Source organism: Arthrobacter sp. OAP107, from assembly GCF_040546765.1.
Lineage (GTDB): Bacteria > Actinomycetota > Actinomycetes > Actinomycetales > Micrococcaceae > Arthrobacter.
On the sequence record NZ_JBEPOK010000001.1, the window covers coordinates 1,234,530 to 1,250,480 of the forward strand.

12 protein-coding genes are annotated in these 15,951 nt (G+C 67.6%); 9 read left to right on the plus strand and 3 right to left on the minus strand.

Annotated features, from left to right (window positions below):
- Both rpsI and glmM read left to right on the plus strand, forming a co-directional pair.
- Nucleotides 1-507 carry a 30S ribosomal protein S9 gene (rpsI, locus tag ABIE00_RS05815; RefSeq protein ID WP_354257882.1) on the plus strand — a complete coding sequence of 169 codons (507 nt, stop codon included), beginning with the start codon at nucleotides 1-3 and terminating at the stop codon, nucleotides 505-507.
- Between the two features lie 214 nt (nucleotides 508-721).
- Nucleotides 722-2,083: a phosphoglucosamine mutase gene (gene glmM / locus ABIE00_RS05820; RefSeq protein WP_354257885.1), complete on the plus strand. Its 1,362-nt coding sequence runs from the start codon at nucleotides 722-724 to the stop codon at nucleotides 2,081-2,083.
- 93 nt (nucleotides 2,084-2,176) lie between these two features.
- Here the strand turns inward: glmM and mscL are convergent, their stop codons facing one another.
- Genes mscL through coaA form a run of 3 tightly spaced genes read right to left on the minus strand, consistent with a single transcriptional unit; the run spans nucleotide 2,177 to nucleotide 4,577 of the window.
- Entirely contained in the window at nucleotides 2,177-2,590 is a 414-nt protein-coding gene (gene mscL / locus ABIE00_RS05825) for a large conductance mechanosensitive channel protein MscL (protein WP_354257888.1), read from the minus strand.
- A 50-nt stretch (nucleotides 2,591-2,640) separates the two neighbouring features.
- The gene (locus ABIE00_RS05830; RefSeq protein WP_502914201.1) at nucleotides 2,641-3,606 is read right to left on the minus strand and encodes a M15 family metallopeptidase; all 966 of its coding nucleotides are present in this window, start codon (nucleotides 3,604-3,606) and stop codon (nucleotides 2,641-2,643) included.
- 5 nt (nucleotides 3,607-3,611) lie between these two features.
- Nucleotides 3,612-4,577, minus strand: a complete 966-nt coding sequence (gene coaA / locus ABIE00_RS05835; RefSeq protein WP_354257891.1) for a type I pantothenate kinase — start codon at nucleotides 4,575-4,577, stop codon at nucleotides 3,612-3,614.
- Nucleotides 4,578-4,630: 53 nt separating this feature from the next.
- Between coaA and ABIE00_RS05840 the strand changes: the two genes are divergently transcribed.
- From ABIE00_RS05840 to treZ, 7 genes are all read left to right on the plus strand, one after another.
- A complete protein-coding gene (locus ABIE00_RS05840) occupies nucleotides 4,631-5,347 on the plus strand; it encodes a signal peptidase I (protein ID WP_354257895.1) in 717 nt (238 codons plus the stop codon).
- Between the two features lie 45 nt (nucleotides 5,348-5,392).
- Complete coding sequence (gene glmS / locus ABIE00_RS05845; protein ID WP_354257898.1) at nucleotides 5,393-7,285, plus strand: glutamine--fructose-6-phosphate transaminase (isomerizing); 1,893 nt, start codon at nucleotides 5,393-5,395, stop codon at nucleotides 7,283-7,285.
- A 4-nt stretch (nucleotides 7,286-7,289) separates the two neighbouring features.
- Nucleotides 7,290-7,637: a holo-ACP synthase gene (locus ABIE00_RS05850; RefSeq protein ID WP_104136634.1), complete on the plus strand. Its 348-nt coding sequence runs from the start codon at nucleotides 7,290-7,292 to the stop codon at nucleotides 7,635-7,637.
- A gap of 19 nt (nucleotides 7,638-7,656) precedes the next feature.
- Complete coding sequence (locus tag ABIE00_RS05855; protein WP_354257901.1) at nucleotides 7,657-9,186, plus strand: NAD(P)H-hydrate epimerase; 1,530 nt, start codon at nucleotides 7,657-7,659, stop codon at nucleotides 9,184-9,186.
- Nucleotides 9,187-9,296: 110 nt separating this feature from the next.
- Entirely contained in the window at nucleotides 9,297-11,768 is a 2,472-nt protein-coding gene (gene glgX, locus ABIE00_RS05860) for a glycogen debranching protein GlgX (RefSeq protein WP_354257904.1), read from the plus strand.
- A complete protein-coding gene (gene treY, locus ABIE00_RS05865) occupies nucleotides 11,765-14,107 on the plus strand; it encodes a malto-oligosyltrehalose synthase (protein WP_354257907.1) in 2,343 nt (780 codons plus the stop codon). Before glgX ends, treY begins: the two co-directional genes overlap by 4 nt.
- On the plus strand, nucleotides 14,104-15,900 hold the full coding sequence (treZ, locus tag ABIE00_RS05870; RefSeq protein ID WP_354257910.1) for a malto-oligosyltrehalose trehalohydrolase: 1,797 nt from the start codon (nucleotides 14,104-14,106) through the stop codon (nucleotides 15,898-15,900). Before treY ends, treZ begins: the two co-directional genes overlap by 4 nt.
- The last annotated feature ends 51 nt before the right edge of the window (nucleotides 15,901-15,951 follow it).

Below are 15,951 nucleotides of genomic sequence, written 5' to 3' on the forward strand. Positions count from 1 at the left end.
GTGGCTCAGAACGATGAACTGACCACCGAAGCCGTTGAGGCTGAGGAAAACCTGACCAGCTACACCTCGGAAAGCAGCGCTGCTGAAGCTGCTCCGAAGAAGGAGCGCCCGGCACTGACCGTTGCCGGCGCAGCTGTTGGCCGCCGCAAGGAAGCCGTTGCACGCGTTCGCGTTGTGCCGGGCTCCGGCAAGTGGACCATCAACGGCCGCGAGCTGGACAACTACTTCCCGAACAAGCTGCACCAGCAGGACGTCAACGAGCCCTTCAAGATCCTGGATCTCGAAGGCGCCTACGACGTCATCGCCCGCATCCACGGCGGTGGCCCCTCCGGCCAGGCCGGTGCACTGCGCCTCGGCATCGCCCGTTCACTGAACGAGATCGACGTCGAGAACAACCGCGCCACCCTGAAGAAGGCCGGCTACCTCACCCGTGACGCCCGCGTCATCGAGCGTAAGAAGGCCGGTCTCAAGAAGGCACGCAAGGCTCAGCAGTACTCCAAGCGCTAAATCGCGCTTACCCGGGGTGGGGCCGCTGGTGCGGCCGAACCCTGGACTTCAGAAGCCCGTTCCGTCATTTGGCGGGGCGGGCTTCTGCCGTTAACCCCGGTTACAGTGCAGGCAAAGCCGGTGAGCAGGGGAAACGTCCGCAGTGTCTGTCACGGACGCCCGGCAGGGCGGTTCAAGGCAGGGAGACGGACCCAGATCGTCTAAACTTGACCCGATGTCTACATTATTTGGAACAGACGGTGTCCGGGGCCTGGCGAATGGCCTGCTGACTGCCGAGCTCGCATTGCAGCTGGCCCAGGCCGCCGCCGTCGTGCTTGGCCATGAACGCACCAGCGAAGGTGCACGGCCGCGCGCCGTGGTTGCCAGGGATCCGCGCGCAAGCGGCGAATTCATTGCCGCGGCTGTGGAGGCCGGGCTTTCCAGCTCCGGGATTGACGTCTACGACGCCGGCGTCCTGCCCACTCCCGCCGCCGCCTACCTCGTGGCAGACCTGAACGCCGACTTCGGCGTCATGATCTCCGCCTCGCACAACCCCGCTCCCGACAACGGGATCAAGTTTTTCGCCCGCGGCGGCCAGAAACTCCCCGACGAGGTGGAGGACGCCATCGAAGCCCAGATGGGCAAGGAGCCCGTCCGCCCGGTGGGCGGCGAGGTGGGCCGCATCCAGCGCTTCTCCGACGCCGAGGACCGCTACATTGTCCACCTCCTGGGAACCCTCCCGCACGACCTCAACGGCCTCAAGGTGGTCCTTGACTGCGCACACGGCGCCGCGAGCGGCTGTTCCCCCCAGGTCTTCAAGGACGCCGGTGCTGACGTCGTCGTGATCGGTGCAGAACCGGACGGCCTGAACATCAACGAAGGCGTGGGCTCCACGCACCTCGGCCCGCTCAAGGCGGCTGTGGTGGAGCATGGTGCCGACCTCGGCATTGCCCACGACGGCGACGCCGACCGCTGCCTGGCCGTGGACCACGAGGGCAACGAAGTGGACGGCGACCAGATCATGGCCATCCTCGCCGTCGCCCTCAAGAAGGCCGGCAAGCTCGCAGACAACGTCCTCGTCGCCACCGTGATGAGCAACCTCGGCCTCAAGATCGCCCTCCGTGACGCTGGCATCGCCATCCGCGAGACGGGCGTGGGGGACCGGTACGTTCTCGAACAAATGCGCGACGGCGGCTACAACCTGGGCGGCGAACAGTCCGGTCACGTGATCCTCGCCGACTATGCCACCACTGGCGACGGCGTGCTGACCGGCCTGCAGCTGGCAGCACAGGTGGCCCTGACCGGCCGCCCGCTCAAGGAGCTCGCCACCATTATGACCAAGCTGCCCCAGGTCCTCATCAACGTGAAGGACGTGGACCGGAGCCGGGTGGGCGGCGACGAGACCCTGGCCGCAGCCGTCAAGGCAGCAGAGGCCGAGCTGGGCGACACCGGCCGCGTGCTCCTGCGCCCGTCCGGCACGGAGCCCGTTGTCCGCGTCATGGTGGAGGCGGGCGACCAGCAGACCGCACAGGTCATCGCCGAACGCCTCGCCCAAGTTGTGAAGACCCAGCTGGCGCTGGCGCTCGTCGGCGACTGAGATTTCGCCCCAACGCCAATAGCAGCCCGCCTCCATGATTGAATAAGTCAGTCGGAGGCGGGCTGCATTAATTCTGGCGTTATGGGCCCGGTGCTAGTTGGCTGCCTGGTCCTGGTTCTGGTTCTGGTTCTGCAGGGCGTCGCGGATCTCCTTCAGCAGGGCGATCTGCGGATCCTCGGCTGCTTCCTTCTTCGTGTCCTGCCCGATGCCCAGCTTGCGGTTGCGGTGCTCGATCAGTTTGTTCATCGGGGCGACGATGACGAAGTAGAGAGCCGAGGCAACCAGCAGGAAGTTGACCACCGCCGTGAGCAGCACGCCGAACCGGACGTCGCCGAACGCCAGGAAATTGTCAAAGTTCGGCTCTCCGACCAGCACCGAGATCAGCGGCATCAGGACGCTCTTGACCAGCGCATCCACCACCGCGCTGAATGCCGATCCGATGACCACTGCCACGGCCAGGTCGATGACGTTTCCCTTGAGAATGAACTTCTTGAATCCACTAAGCATGCCAACTAAACTACCGCACCACGTTTACGGGACGTTGACTGGCCGGTGCTTCAGAGGTAGCCGGGGGCGGAAGCGAGGCCGAAATACTGCTCCAGGGTGGCGATGCCGCGCTTCCGCATGTCCGTGGCCGCCTCCACACCTACGTACCGCAGGTGCCACGATTCGTAGAAGTACCCTGTGATGGTGTGCTGCATCCACGGATACCTCACCACGAAGCCGAAGCGGTGCGCGTTGGCCTTGGCCCAGACGGCGGCCGGCTGCTCGGCGAAGCAGGGCTGGAAGCTGCACGCGCCGCCGCCGTCGCCGATGTCGAACGACCAGCCCGTCTGGTGCTCTGAGTAACCCGGCCGCGCCGAGGCGGTGTCCGCCGCGGCCCGCCCCTGGGAGCTCACCCAGCCGTTGTACGTGACCACCTGCGTCGCGTACGAGCGGTAGCCGCTCGCCAGCGTAATGTTCACGCCGTCCGCCGCAGCCGCGGCGAACATCCGTTCTGCGGCAGCCGCCGTCGTGCTGTTCAGCTGCGCCGCCTCGCCGGTGACGGCGAGGGCGACGCGCGGCTGAACGAGATCGGCGGGAACGTAGTTGGCCGGTTTGAGCGGGCGGTGCTTATTGACAATCACCCAGGGACTGGCTGGATCGGTCAATGAGAACTGCCTGGGCAGGCGTGACGCGGCCGACGGCGAGGCTGCCGCCGCCGTCGTGGACGGCGTCGCCGAAGCTGACGGTGACTTTGGGGGGCCGGCCGATGCCGAAGCAGCCGCCGACGGCGACGCAGAGTTGCTGGCGGACGCAGAGCCGGACGCCGCCGGAGAGCCGGCGGAATCTGCGTGGGGGCCCGGGCCGGCACTCGACGATCCGGCTTTAGAAGCCTCCGGTGCAGGGCCAGGGGTGCAGGCAGCCAGAGCCGATAATCCGGCACCGGTCATCAAGAGGCGTGCAACCGCGCGGCGGGTGGGCTGTGCCCGAAAGGGGGGCCCGGCGTCGGCCGACGGCTCGGGAGAGCAGTTGCTGCACATGCGTGCTAGACCTTCCTCAGCAGCATCCTGCGGACGGAGTGGTCCGATTCCTTGGTGAGCACCAGCTGCGCCCGGCCACGGGTGGGCAGCACGTTCTCTTCCAGGTTCGGTTCGTTGATGCGCTTCCAGATATCGCGGGCGGTCGCCTCGGCCTCGGCATCGGACAGCGTGGCATACCGGTGGAAGTACGACTCCGGCTGCGCGAAGGCGGTGGAACGGAGTTTGCGGAACCGGTCCACGTACCATTCCTCGATGTATGACGTTTTGGCGTCCACATAGATCGAAAAGTCGAAGAAGTCGCTCAGCGCCAGCCCCTGGCGGCCGTCGTGCCGCGGCCGCGCGGGAGCGAGCACGTTCAGGCCCTCGACAATGAGGACGTCCGGCCGCCGGACCACGACTTCCTTTCCGGGGACGATGTCATAGGTGACGTGCGAGTACCAGGGTGCCCGCACCTCCTCTGCGCCGCCCTTGATCTCGCTCACGAAGCGCAGCAGCGCGCGGCGGTCGTAGGACTCCGGGAAACCCTTCCGGTCCAGCAGCTGCCGGCGTTTGAGTTCGGCCAGGGGATAGAGGAAACCGTCGGTGGTGATGAGCTCGACGTTCGGCGTGCCCGGCCAGCGCCGCAGCATCTCGCGGAGGACACGGGCGATGGTGGACTTGCCCACTGCCACGGAACCCGCGACGCCGATCACGAACGGGGTGCGCTGGGTCTGCTCGCCAAGGAAAGTTGTGGTGGCCGCATGCAGCTGGCCGGCGGCTTCCACGTACAGGTGCAGCAGCCGGGACAGGGGCAGGTAGACCTCGCGCACCTCGCTGATGTCCAGGGGGTCACCGAGACCGCGAAGGCGCAGCACGTCCTCTTCGTTAAGGGGCTGCTCCATCTGGGCCGAAAGCCGGGACCAGGTCTGCCGGTCCAGCTCCACGAACGGGGAAACACCCTCTCCGTTCGCTTCGTTGCGTTGCAAAGTCACCTTAGAGATTCTGCCCCTCCCGGCGCCGAGAGCGAAATGCGAGCCATTCTTGAGTGAATCTTGACCTTATGCGTTACCCGTTCCTGATCCTGCCGCGGGACCGTTCAGTGAAGAAGGAGAACCGCAGCAGATTTGAAGGGTCTCAACATGGGAAAGGCAGTCCTACCGCAGGTGCCGCAGCCGACTGGCCGCGACTTCGGCGGCAGGCGCGGCGGGGGAGCGGCCCCCGGATCGTCGAAATCCGCCGCCGCAAACGGTTCGCCGCGGCCCGGCGCTGGGCGAACTTTGCAGTCCTCATGATCCTCCTCTTCGCCGCGCTCGGCCTCGTGGTCATTCCCCAGGCCACCGGGTCCCAGACGTACACCGTGCCCACAAGCTCCATGGCGCCGACGTATTCCGCCGGCACGTTCATCGTGGTGAAACCCACCGCCTTGAGCCAGCTGAAGTACGGGGACATCGTCACGTACCAGCCCATGCCGGACAGCCCCGAGGTTCGCACGCAACGGATTGTGGGCTTCGGTGCCCTGCAGGACGGCGAGAGAACCCTGGTCACCAGGGGCGACCAGCCCGGCGCCAACGATCCGGAGCGCGTCCGCGCCCGACAAATTAAAGGCAAGCCGCTGTATGCGATCCCGCTGGTTGGCTACCTCACCAGCGCCGTCGGTGGCGCGGACCGCGAGCAGTGGATGATGGTTGCAGCGGCCGGACTGGTTGGCCAGTCCGTGCTGCTCATCGTCCTGAGCGTCCGCCGGCGACGGCGGGCAGGATGACGTAAGGGGAGGGACTTCTCCGGAAAGCCGGTTAGGCTTATACCCATGTGTGGAATCGTGGGTTATGTTGGCCGTTCGTCGGGCCAGGCTGTTGCCGGGCATGGCGCGTTGGATGTTGTTCTTGAGGGTCTGCGCCGTCTGGAGTACCGGGGTTATGACTCGGCCGGTGTTGCGGTGGTGGCTGACGGGGAGATTTCTTCGCGGAAGAAGTCCGGGAAGCTGAGCAACCTGCTGGCTGAGCTGGAGGAGCGGCCGTTGCCGGCGTCGCTGACCGGTATCGGGCACACGCGGTGGGCCACGCATGGTGGTCCGACGGATCAGAACGCGCACCCGCATCTGTCTGATGGCGGGAAGCTTGCGGTGATCCATAACGGCATCATTGAAAACTTTGCTGAGCTGAAGCAGGAGCTGCTGGCTCAGGGTGTTGAATTCGCCTCGCAGACGGACACCGAGGTGGCCGCGGCGCTGCTGGGTGATATTTTCCGGAACAAGCTGGGCGGGGACGTTTCCGACGGCGGCCTGACCCGGGCCATGGAACTGGCCTGCCAGCGGCTCGAGGGTGCGTTCACGCTCCTGGCGGTGCACGCCGACCAGCCTGACGTGGTGGTCGCGGCGCGCCGGAACTCTCCGCTGGTGGTGGGTCTGGGCGAGGGTGAGAATTTCCTGGGTTCGGACGTGTCCGGGTTCATTGACTACACCCGCCGCGCGGTGGAGCTGGGCCAGGACCAGATCGTGACGATCACGGCCGACACGGTGAACATCACGGACTTCTTCGGTGCCCCGGCGCAGGGCAAGGAGTACGTGGTGGACTGGGATCCGGCCTCGGCGGAAAAGGGCGGCTTCTCCTCGTTCATGGAGAAGGAAATCAATGACCAGCCTGACGCGGTGGCGCAGACCCTGCTGGGCCGTTCGGACCTGAATGGCAACCTGACCCTGGATGAGCTGCGGATTGATCCGGAGCTGTTGAAGAAGGTGAATAAGATCATCGTGCTGGCCTGTGGCACGGCCGCGTACGCGGGCCTGGTGGCGAAGTACGCGATCGAGAACTGGTGCCGGATTCCCACCGAGGTGGAGCTCGCCCACGAGTTCCGGTACCGGGACCCGATCGTGGATGAGAACACCCTGGTGGTGTCCATCAGCCAGTCCGGCGAGACGATGGACACGCTGATGGCCGTGAGGTATGCCCGGGAGCAGGGCGCGAAGACGGTGTCGATCTGCAACACTAACGGCTCGACCATTCCGCGGGAATCCGACGCCGTGCTGTACACGCACGCCGGTCCGGAGATCGCGGTGGCGTCCACGAAGGCGTTCCTGGCCCAGATCACCGCGGCGTACCTGCTGGGCCTGTACCTGGCGCAGCTGCGCGGGAACATTTTCTCCGGGCAGATCAAGGACGTGCTGGCGGACCTGGGCAAGATCCCGGCGAAGATCCAGGAGATCCTGGACTCGGCCGGGGAACTGCGCGAGCTGGCCCGGAGCATGAAGGACGAGAAGTCCGTGCTGTTCCTGGGCCGCCATGTGGGCTACCCGGTCGCTTTGGAGGGTGCGCTGAAGCTGAAGGAAATCGCGTACATCCACGCCGAGGGCTTCGCCGCCGGTGAGCTCAAGCACGGCCCGATCGCGCTGATCGACGAGGGCCAGCCGGTGTTCGTGGTGGTCCCGTCCCCGCGCGGGCGTAACTCGCTGCACGCGAAGGTGGTGTCCAACATCCAGGAGATCCGGGCCCGTGGTGCGCGCACCCTGGTGATCGCCGAGGAAGGCGACCAAGCGGTCCGGGACTACGCCGAGTATGTCTTCTACGTCCCGGAGACCCCGACGCTGCTGATGCCGCTGCTGACCACCGTTCCGCTGCAGATCTTCGCGTGCGAGCTTGCCGCCGCCAAGGGCTACGACGTGGACCAGCCGCGCAACCTGGCCAAGAGCGTCACAGTAGAGTAACCCGATGATTGTTGGCATTGGCGTAGACGTAGTGGACATCGAGCGCTTCGGACGGCAGTTGGAGCGCACCCCCGGACTGCGGGACCGGCTTTTTGTGCCGGCTGAACGGGAACTGAACACCCGCTCGCTGGCGGCGCGTTTTGCCGCCAAGGAAGCCGTGGCCAAGGTCCTGGGCGCGCCCGCCGGCATGAACTGGCAGGACTGCTGGATCGGACTGGACCAGAACGGCCCCACCATCCAGGTCAAAGGAACGGTGCTTGCTGTGGCCGACGCCAAGGGCGTCAAACGGTGGCACCTCTCGATGAGCCACGACGGCGGCATTGCCACGGCCACCGTCCTGGCCGAGGGCTGACCCCGGCCGGACTGACTCCATGATCAGCGCCTATACCGGAACCCAGATCAGGGAAGCTGAAAAGCCCCTGCTGGATTCAGGTATGGGCGCTGTTCTCATGCAGCGGGCAGCACGCGGTATGGCCGGCGCCGTCATCGCGGAGCTGCGCCGCCGCGGACGCCGCCTGTACGGCGCCGGCGTCGCCGTCCTGGTAGGCAAGGGCAACAACGGCGGCGACGGCCTCTTCGCCGCCGCGCACCTCACCGGCCGGGGAATGCGTACGACGGCGGTGCTCGCCTCTGACACTGCCCACCCGGACGGTCTGGCCGCGTTTCGGCGCGCCGGCGGCAGGGTACTGACGCTGACCGACGCGACCGCCGGAGAGCTGACAGCGCTGGCCGGCAGGGCCGACGTCGTAATTGACGCTTTGCTCGGAACCGGCGCCCAAGGCGGGCTCAGGGGAGCCACGGCGGAACTCGTGGCCCAGCTTGCCGGCAGTACGCACGGCCTCGTGGTGGCGTGCGACGTGCCCAGCGGCGTGGACGCCGACACCGGCGAGGCCGGCGGCCCCGTGCTGCCCGCGGACATCACCGTCACCTTCGGCGGGGCCAAGGCCGGCCTGCTGGCGGATCCCGGGGCGGATTTCGCCGGGCGGGTGGTGGTGGTTCCGATCGGCATCGAGGACTCGCTCCCGTGGCCCGCCCTGCGCCGACTGGAGACCGCCGACCTGGCCACCCTGCTCCCGCGGCCTGCACGGCGAGCCCACAAGTATTCGCGGGGCGTCCTCGGGGTGGTGGCCGGATCACCGGCCTACCCGGGCGCCGCCGTGCTCGCCTGCCGCGGGGCGCTGGCCGCCGGCGTCGGGATGGTCCGCTACGTCGGGCCGCCCGAGGTGGCCGACCTCATCCGCCACAGCTGCCCCGAGGTGGTCTGCAGCACCGGCACCGTGGCAGAGACCCACGTCCAGGCCTGGCTCGTCGGCTCGGGGATGGACGGCAAGGACGAGGAAGAGATGCAGCGCGTCCGGGACGCCGTCGACTCCGGACTGCCCACCGTGGCCGACGCCGGCGCCCTGCCCGTGCTGCCGGACGTGCTGGCCCCGCAGGTAGTGCTCACGCCGCACGCCGGGGAGCTGGCCGCCCTGCTGCAACGCCTCGGCGCCGACCTGGACCGCGAGGCCGTCGAAGCCTCCACCCTCGCTGCCGTGCGCCGCGCCGCCGGGCTGACCGAGGCCACGGTGCTGCTGAAGGGCGCCAGCACTCTGGTGGCCTCGCCCTACCAGGATTTCTACAGCCAGTCCGAGGGAACGCCCTGGCTGGCCACCGCCGGAAGCGGTGATGTGCTGTCCGGAATCATCGGTGCGCTGCTCGCCCAGGTGGGGTCCGACGTCGGACGTTTCCGGGCGGCGAGCATCGATCCGGACGAACGCTGGGCGGCCATTGCCGCGATGGGGGCGAGCCTGCACGGCCTCGCCGGAGCGGCGGCTGCGGCGGGCGGCCCGCTGACAGCGGGGCGGATATCCGACGCCCTACCCGAAATATGGGGTAAAGTCAGCACGCTTAGTAATTAGCCGTGGGTCGCGTAATAGTCACACCCACCCGCTACGGTAAGACCAAGTTACCTGCAGGTAGTGCGCGAGAACCTGCAGAACGCAGTGTTGGACGAGGTATAGGAGCACGAATGGAAATCTGGCCCGGATCGGCTTACCCGCTGGGAGCCACATTTGACGGCACGGGAACCAATTTCGCATTGTTCAGCGAGCACGCAGACAAGGTGGAACTCTGTCTCTTCGACGACGAGGGGACCGAAACCCGCGTGACGCTCCGCGAAGTCGACGGCTACGTGTGGCACTGCTACCTGCCGCAGATCCAGCCCGGGCAGAAGTACGGCTACCGCGTGCACGGACCCTACGACCCCGCCAAGGGCCAGCGCTTCAACGCCAACAAGCTGCTCCTTGACCCCTACGCCAAGGCAGTCTCCGGCCAGATCGACTGGGATCCGGCCCTTTTCTCCTACAACATGGGCGACCCCTCATCCAAGAACGACGCCGACTCCGCGCCGCACATGATGATGGGCGTGGTCATCAACCCGTTCTTCGACTGGGACAACGACCAGAACCTGCGCATCCCGTACCACAAGTCGGTCATCTACGAGGCGCACGTCAGGGGGCTCACCGAGCTGCACCCGGAAATCCCCGAGGAACAGCGCGGCACGTACGCCGGCGTGGCACACCCGGCCGTGATCTCGCACCTGCAGAAGCTGGGTGTCACCGCGATCGAGCTGATGCCGGTGCACCAGTTCGTCAACGACGGCACCCTGCAGGAGAAGGGCCTGAGCAATTACTGGGGCTATAACACCATCGGCTTCTTCGCTCCGCAGAACACCTACAGCTCCACCGGCGACACGGGCCAGCAGGTGCAGGACTTCAAGGCGATGGTCCGCTCGCTGCACCGCGCCGGCATCGAGGTCATCCTCGACGTCGTCTACAACCACACGGCCGAAGGCAACCACCTCGGGCCCACCCTGAGCTTCAAAGGCATCGACAACGAGGCCTACTACCGCCTGGTGGAGGACGACAAGCAGTACTACATGGACTACACGGGTACCGGCAACACCCTGAACGTCCGCCAGCCGCACTCCCTGCAGCTGCTCATGGACTCGCTGCGCTACTGGGTCACCGAGATGCATGTGGACGGGTTCCGCTTTGACCTCGCCGCCGCGCTGGCCCGGGAGTTTTACGACGTCGACAGGCTCTCCACGTTCTTCGAACTCATCCAGCAGGATCCCGTGGTGTCCCAGGTCAAGCTCATCGCCGAGCCGTGGGACGTCGGGCCCGGCGGCTACCAGGTGGGCAACTTCCCGCCGCAGTGGACCGAGTGGAACGGAAAGTACCGCGACACCGTGCGCGACTTCTGGCGCGGCGAACCTGCCACGCTCGGCGAGTTCGCCTCGCGCATCACCGGCTCGGCCGACCTCTACGAGCACTCCGGCCGCCGCCCGGTGGCCTCGATCAACTTCGTCACCGCACACGACGGCTTCACGCTGCGCGACCTGGTGTCCTACAACGAGAAGCACAACGACGCCAACGGCGAGGACAACAAGGACGGTGAATCCCACAACCGCTCCTGGAACTGCGGCGTCGAGGGGCCCTCGGACGATCCCAAGGTCCTGGCGCTCCGGGCCCGGCAGCAGCGCAACTTCATCGCCACCATGCTGCTCTCCCAGGGCGTGCCGATGATCCTGCACGGCGACGAACTCGGCCGCACCCAGCAGGGCAACAACAACGGCTACTGCCAGGACTCCGAACTGACCTGGGTGAACTGGGACAGCGTGGACCAGCCGCTCATCGAATTCACCGCGGCCGTCAACTCGCTGCGCGCCAAGCACCCCACATTCCGGCGCAGCCGCTTCTTCGACGGCCGGCCGGTACGGCGGGGCGAGGGCGAGCGGCTGCCGGACATCGTATGGCTCGACCCCGACGGCAACCTCATGCAGCCGGAGGACTGGGACAGCGGCTTCGGCCGTTCGGTGGGCATGTTCCTCAACGGCGACGGCATCCAGGGCCACGATGACCGTGGCCGCCGGATCACCGACGTGAACTTCCTGCTGTACTTCAACGCGCACGACGGCGACGTTGAGTTCACGCTGCCGCCGGACGAATACGCGCCGGCGTGGGACGTCATCATCGACACCGCCGGTGAAGGGGCCGACTCCAAACCCGCGGACGCCGGAACCATCCTGTCCGTTGCGGCCAAGTCGCTGGTTGTTCTTCGCGCCCACAGCGCACCGGAGGAGGAGCCCGACCATTCCGTGGCTGCGTCGCTGGCTGCACTGACGCAGACCGCCACCGCCGAGACCGCGGCGCTCACCGCCCCTGCCATTCCCGAGCCGGCCAAGACGAAGAAGCCGGCAGATCCGCCCGCCGAACCGGCCACTGACCCGGCCGATCCGCCGGCTGCGGAGCCGGCGCCGGAACAGGCCACTGACCCGGCCGATCCGCCGGCTGCGGAGCCTTCGAAGTCCGCAGCGGAACCTGGTGCGGAGCCTGCGAAGGACCCGGAGGAGCAGCCCGCGGAAAAGCCGGGGCGCAAGCCTGCCGGAAGGCGCGGCGGCCACTTGAGGGCGGTCAAGCCCGCCGGGGAGGACGCATGAGAACGCCAGTCTCCACGTACAGGCTGCAGATCAGGAAGGGATTCACGCTCTTTGACGCGGCCGACACCGTCCCGTACCTGCACTCGCTCGGCGTTGACTGGGTTTACCTTTCTCCGGTCCTGACTGCCGAGCAGGGCTCCGACCACGGGTACGACGTCACCAATCCCTCCGCCGTCGACCCCGAGCGCGGCGGCCCGGAGGGCCTCGCGGCGGTTTCCAAGGCGGCCCGCGCCGCGGGCATGGGCGTGCTGATCGATATCGTGCCCAACCACGTCGGCGTCGCCACGCCGGTGCAGAACCCCTGGTGGTGGTCGCTGCTCAAGGAGGGGCGCAAGTCCCGCTACGCGGAGGCGTTCGACGTCGATTGGGACCTTGCCGGGGGGCGAATCCGGCTGCCGGTCCTCGGCAGCGACGGTGACCTCGACCAGCTCGAAATCAAGGACGGGGAGCTGCGGTACTACGACCACCGCTTCCCGCTCGCCGAGGGCACCTACACCGAGGGTGATGCCCCGCGGGACGTCCACGCCCGGCAGCACTACGAGCTCATCGGCTGGCGGCGTGCGGACAACGAGCTGAACTACCGCCGCTTCTTCGCGGTGAACACGCTCGCCGGCGTCCGTGTGGAAATCCCCGCCGTCTTCGACGAGGCACACCAGGAGGTGGTGCGCTGGTTCCGCGAGGACCTTGCGGACGGTCTGCGGATCGACCACCCGGACGGCCTCGCCGACCCCGAGGGGTACCTGAGGCGGCTCCGGGACGTCACCGGCGGCGCCTACCTGCTGATCGAAAAGATCCTGGAGCCGGGGGAGCAGCTGCCGCCGAGCTTCGAGTGTGAAGGCACCACGGGCTACGACGCCCTCGCCGACGTAGACCGGGTTCTCGTGGACCCGCGCGGCCAGGAACCGCTCGACCGGCTGGACGCGTCCCTGCGTGGCGGCGAGCCCGCCGACTACCAGGACATGATCCGCGGAACCAAGCGCCGGATCACTGACGGCATCCTGCACTCGGAGATCCTGCGGCTGGCAAGGCTGGTTCCGGGCGACGCCGGCGTTTCGATAGACGCCGGAGCCGACGCCCTCGCCGAAATCATCGCCGCCTTCCCGATTTACCGCACCTACCTGCCGGAGGGCGCCGAGGTCCTGAAGGAGGCGTGCGAGCTTGCCGCGCGCAGGCGGCCGGAACTCGACCAAGCCATCCAGGCCCTGCAGCCGCTGCTGCTGGACACGGACCTGGAGCTTGCCCGGCGCTTCCAGCAGACCTCGGGAATGGTCATGGCCAAGGGCGTGGAGGACACAGCGTTCTTCCGCTACAACCGCCTGGGCACCCTCACGGAAGTGGGCGCCGACCCCACCGAATTCGCCGTGGAGCCGGACGAGTTCCACGCCCGGCTGGCACGCCGGCAGTCCGAGCTTCCGCTGTCCATGACGACGCTCAGCACGCACGACACCAAACGCAGTGAGGACACCCGGGCAAGGATTACGGTCATTTCCGAGGTTGCGGGCGAATGGGAGAAGGCCCTGGACCGGCTGCGCGAACTGGCCCCGCTGCCGGACGGCCCGCTGTCCGCGCTGCTGTGGCAGGCCATTGCCGGCGCCTGGCCCGCAAGCCGGGAACGCCTGCAGTACTACGCGCTGAAGGCCGCGCGCGAAGCCGGGAACTCGACCAACTGGACCGATCCGGCCCCCGCGTTCGAGGAGAAGCTGAAAGCCGCCGTCGACGCCGTGTTCGACAATCCCGCCGTGCAGGCCGAGGTGGAAGCCCTCATCGGGCTCCTGGAGCCGTACGGCGCCTCGAACTCCCTCGCCGCCAAGCTCGTGCAGCTGAGCATGCCCGGCGTTCCGGACGTGTACCAGGGCACGGAGTTCTGGGACCGGTCGCTGACGGACCCGGACAACCGGCGGCCGTTCAGCTTCGATAACCGCCGCGCCGCGCTGGAGCAGCTGGATGCCGGCGAGCTTCCCCCGTCATTTACCGATGAGCGGACGAAGCTGCTGGTGACGTCGCGCGCGCTGCGGCTGCGCCGGGACCGGCCGGAGCTGTTCACCGGGTACCGTCCGGTCCGGGCCAGCGGGCCCGCCGCCGGGCACCTGCTCGCGTTCGACCGGGGCACCCCGGCGGCGCCGGGTGCATTGACCCTGGCCACCCGGCTTCCCTACGGGCTGGAACAGTCGGGCGGGTGGCGGGACACCGCCGTCGAACTTAAGACCGCCATGAAAGACGAATTGACTGGTGCCGGCTTTGGACCGGGGACAGTGAAGATCGCCGACATCTTCCGGTCGTTCCCCGTTGCGCTGCTGGTGCCGCCGACAGCAGTGACGCAGACAGGAGGAGAATCATGACGCACACCTACCCCCGCGAAGCCGCGAAACCCGTGCACGGCCCCGCGCGCTTCGACATCTGGGCGCCCAACGCTGAATCCGTGACGCTGCTTGCAGGCGGGGAGCGCTACGCCATGCAGCACCGGGCCGGCACCGGGCCGGAGGACGCCGGCTGGTGGACCGCCGCGGGCGCACCCGCCGACGGCGACGTCGACTACGGGTACCTTCTGGACGGCGACGAAACACCCCTTCCGGATCCGCGGACCCGCCGCCAGCCCGACGGCGTCCACGCCCTGTCCCGCACGTTCGACCCGTCCGCCTACAGCTGGCAGGACGCCGCCTGGCAGGGCAGGGAACTGCAGGGCGCCGTCATCTACGAGCTCCACCTCGGGACGTTCACGCCCGAAGGAACGCTGGACGCGGCCACCGGGAAACTGGACTACCTGGCCGGCCTGGGCGTCGACTTCATCGAACTGCTGCCCGTGAACGCATTCAACGGCACGCACAACTGGGGTTACGACGGCGTGCAGTGGTTCGCCGTCCACGAGGCCTACGGCGGCCCGGAGGCGTACCAGCGGTTCGTCGACGCCGCCCACGCCGCTGGCCTTGGCGTGATCCAGGACGTGGTCTACAACCACCTCGGCCCCAGCGGGAACTACCTGCCGCGGTACGGGCCGTACCTCAAGCAGGGCGAGGGCAACACGTGGGGCGACTCGGTGAACCTTGACGGGCCCGGCTCCGACCATGTGCGCCGGTTCATCCTGGACAACCTGGCCATGTGGCTGCGTGACTACCGGGTGGACGGCCTGCGGCTCGACGCCGTCCACGCCCTGAAGGACGAGCGGGCGGTCCACATCCTGGAGGACTTCGGAGCGCTGGCCGATCAGATCTCCGCCGAGGTGGGACGCCCGCTGACCCTCATCGCCGAATCCGACCTCAACAACCCGCGGCTGCTTTACCCGCGGGACGTCAACGGGTATGGGCTGGAAGGGCAGTGGAGCGACGACTTCCACCACGCCGTCCACGTCAACGTCACCGGCGAAACCACCGGCTACTACGGCGATTTCGACTCGCTCGCGGCCCTCGCCAAGGTGCTCCGGGACGGCTTCTTCCACGACGGCAGCTACTCCAGCTTCCGGGAACGCCACCACGGACGGCCGATCAATTTCAGTGCGGTCCATCCGGCCGCCCTGGTGGTCTGCTCGCAGAACCACGACCAGATCGGCAACCGCGCCACGGGGGACCGGCTCTCCCAGACCCTGCCGTACGGAAGCCTGGCCCTCGCCGCGGTGCTGACCCTGACGGGACCCTTCACGCCCATGCTGTTCATGGGCGAGGAGTACGGCGCCAGCACGCCGTGGCAGTTCTTCACCTCGCACCCGGAGCCGGAGCTCGGCAAGGCAACCGCGGAAGGCCGGATCAAGGAGTTCGAGCGCATGGGGTGGGATCCCGCCGTCGTGCCCGATCCCCAGGATCCGGAGACGTTCCGCCGGTCCAAGCTGGACTGGGCGGAAGCCGCCGAAGGTGACCATGCCCGGCTGCTGGAGCTGTACCGTTCGCTGACCGCCCTGCGCCGCTCCACGCCGGACCTCACCAAGCTGGGCTTCGAGGACACGCAGGTGGCGTTCGACGAGGACGCCCGCTGGCTGCGGTACCGCCGCGGCGGCGTGCAGGTGCTGCTCAACTTCTCGGAACAGCCGGTGAGCCTGGACGGTGCGGGCACGGCCCTGCTGCTGGCCACCGACGACGCCGTCCGGCTGGAAGGTGAGCGTGCGGAACTCGGTCCGCTGAGCGCCGCCGTCGTCAGCGACTGACGTTTTCCCGGGAAGCGCGGCTTTCCCGGTGGCGCGGCTTTCCCGGTGGCG

Bases quoted from the DNA above. Each gene is read 5' to 3' on its own strand.
- ABIE00_RS05830 (WP_502914201.1), bottom strand. From the start codon at position 3,606: ATGTGCAGCAACTGCTCTCCCGAGCCGTCGGCCGACGCCGGGCCCCCC.
- treZ (WP_354257910.1), top strand. From the start codon at position 14,104: ATGACGCACACCTACCCCCGCGAAGCCGCGAAACCCGTGCACGGCCCC.
- glgX (WP_354257904.1), top strand. From the start codon at position 9,297: ATGGAAATCTGGCCCGGATCGGCTTACCCGCTGGGAGCCACATTTGAC.
- ABIE00_RS05850 (WP_104136634.1), top strand. From the start codon at position 7,290: ATGATTGTTGGCATTGGCGTAGACGTAGTGGACATCGAGCGCTTCGGA.
- ABIE00_RS05855 (WP_354257901.1), top strand. From the start codon at position 7,657: ATGATCAGCGCCTATACCGGAACCCAGATCAGGGAAGCTGAAAAGCCC.
- treY (WP_354257907.1), top strand. From the start codon at position 11,765: ATGAGAACGCCAGTCTCCACGTACAGGCTGCAGATCAGGAAGGGATTC.
- glmS (WP_354257898.1), top strand. From the start codon at position 5,393: ATGTGTGGAATCGTGGGTTATGTTGGCCGTTCGTCGGGCCAGGCTGTT.
- glmM (WP_354257885.1), top strand. From the start codon at position 722: ATGTCTACATTATTTGGAACAGACGGTGTCCGGGGCCTGGCGAATGGC.
- mscL (WP_354257888.1), bottom strand. From the start codon at position 2,590: ATGCTTAGTGGATTCAAGAAGTTCATTCTCAAGGGAAACGTCATCGAC.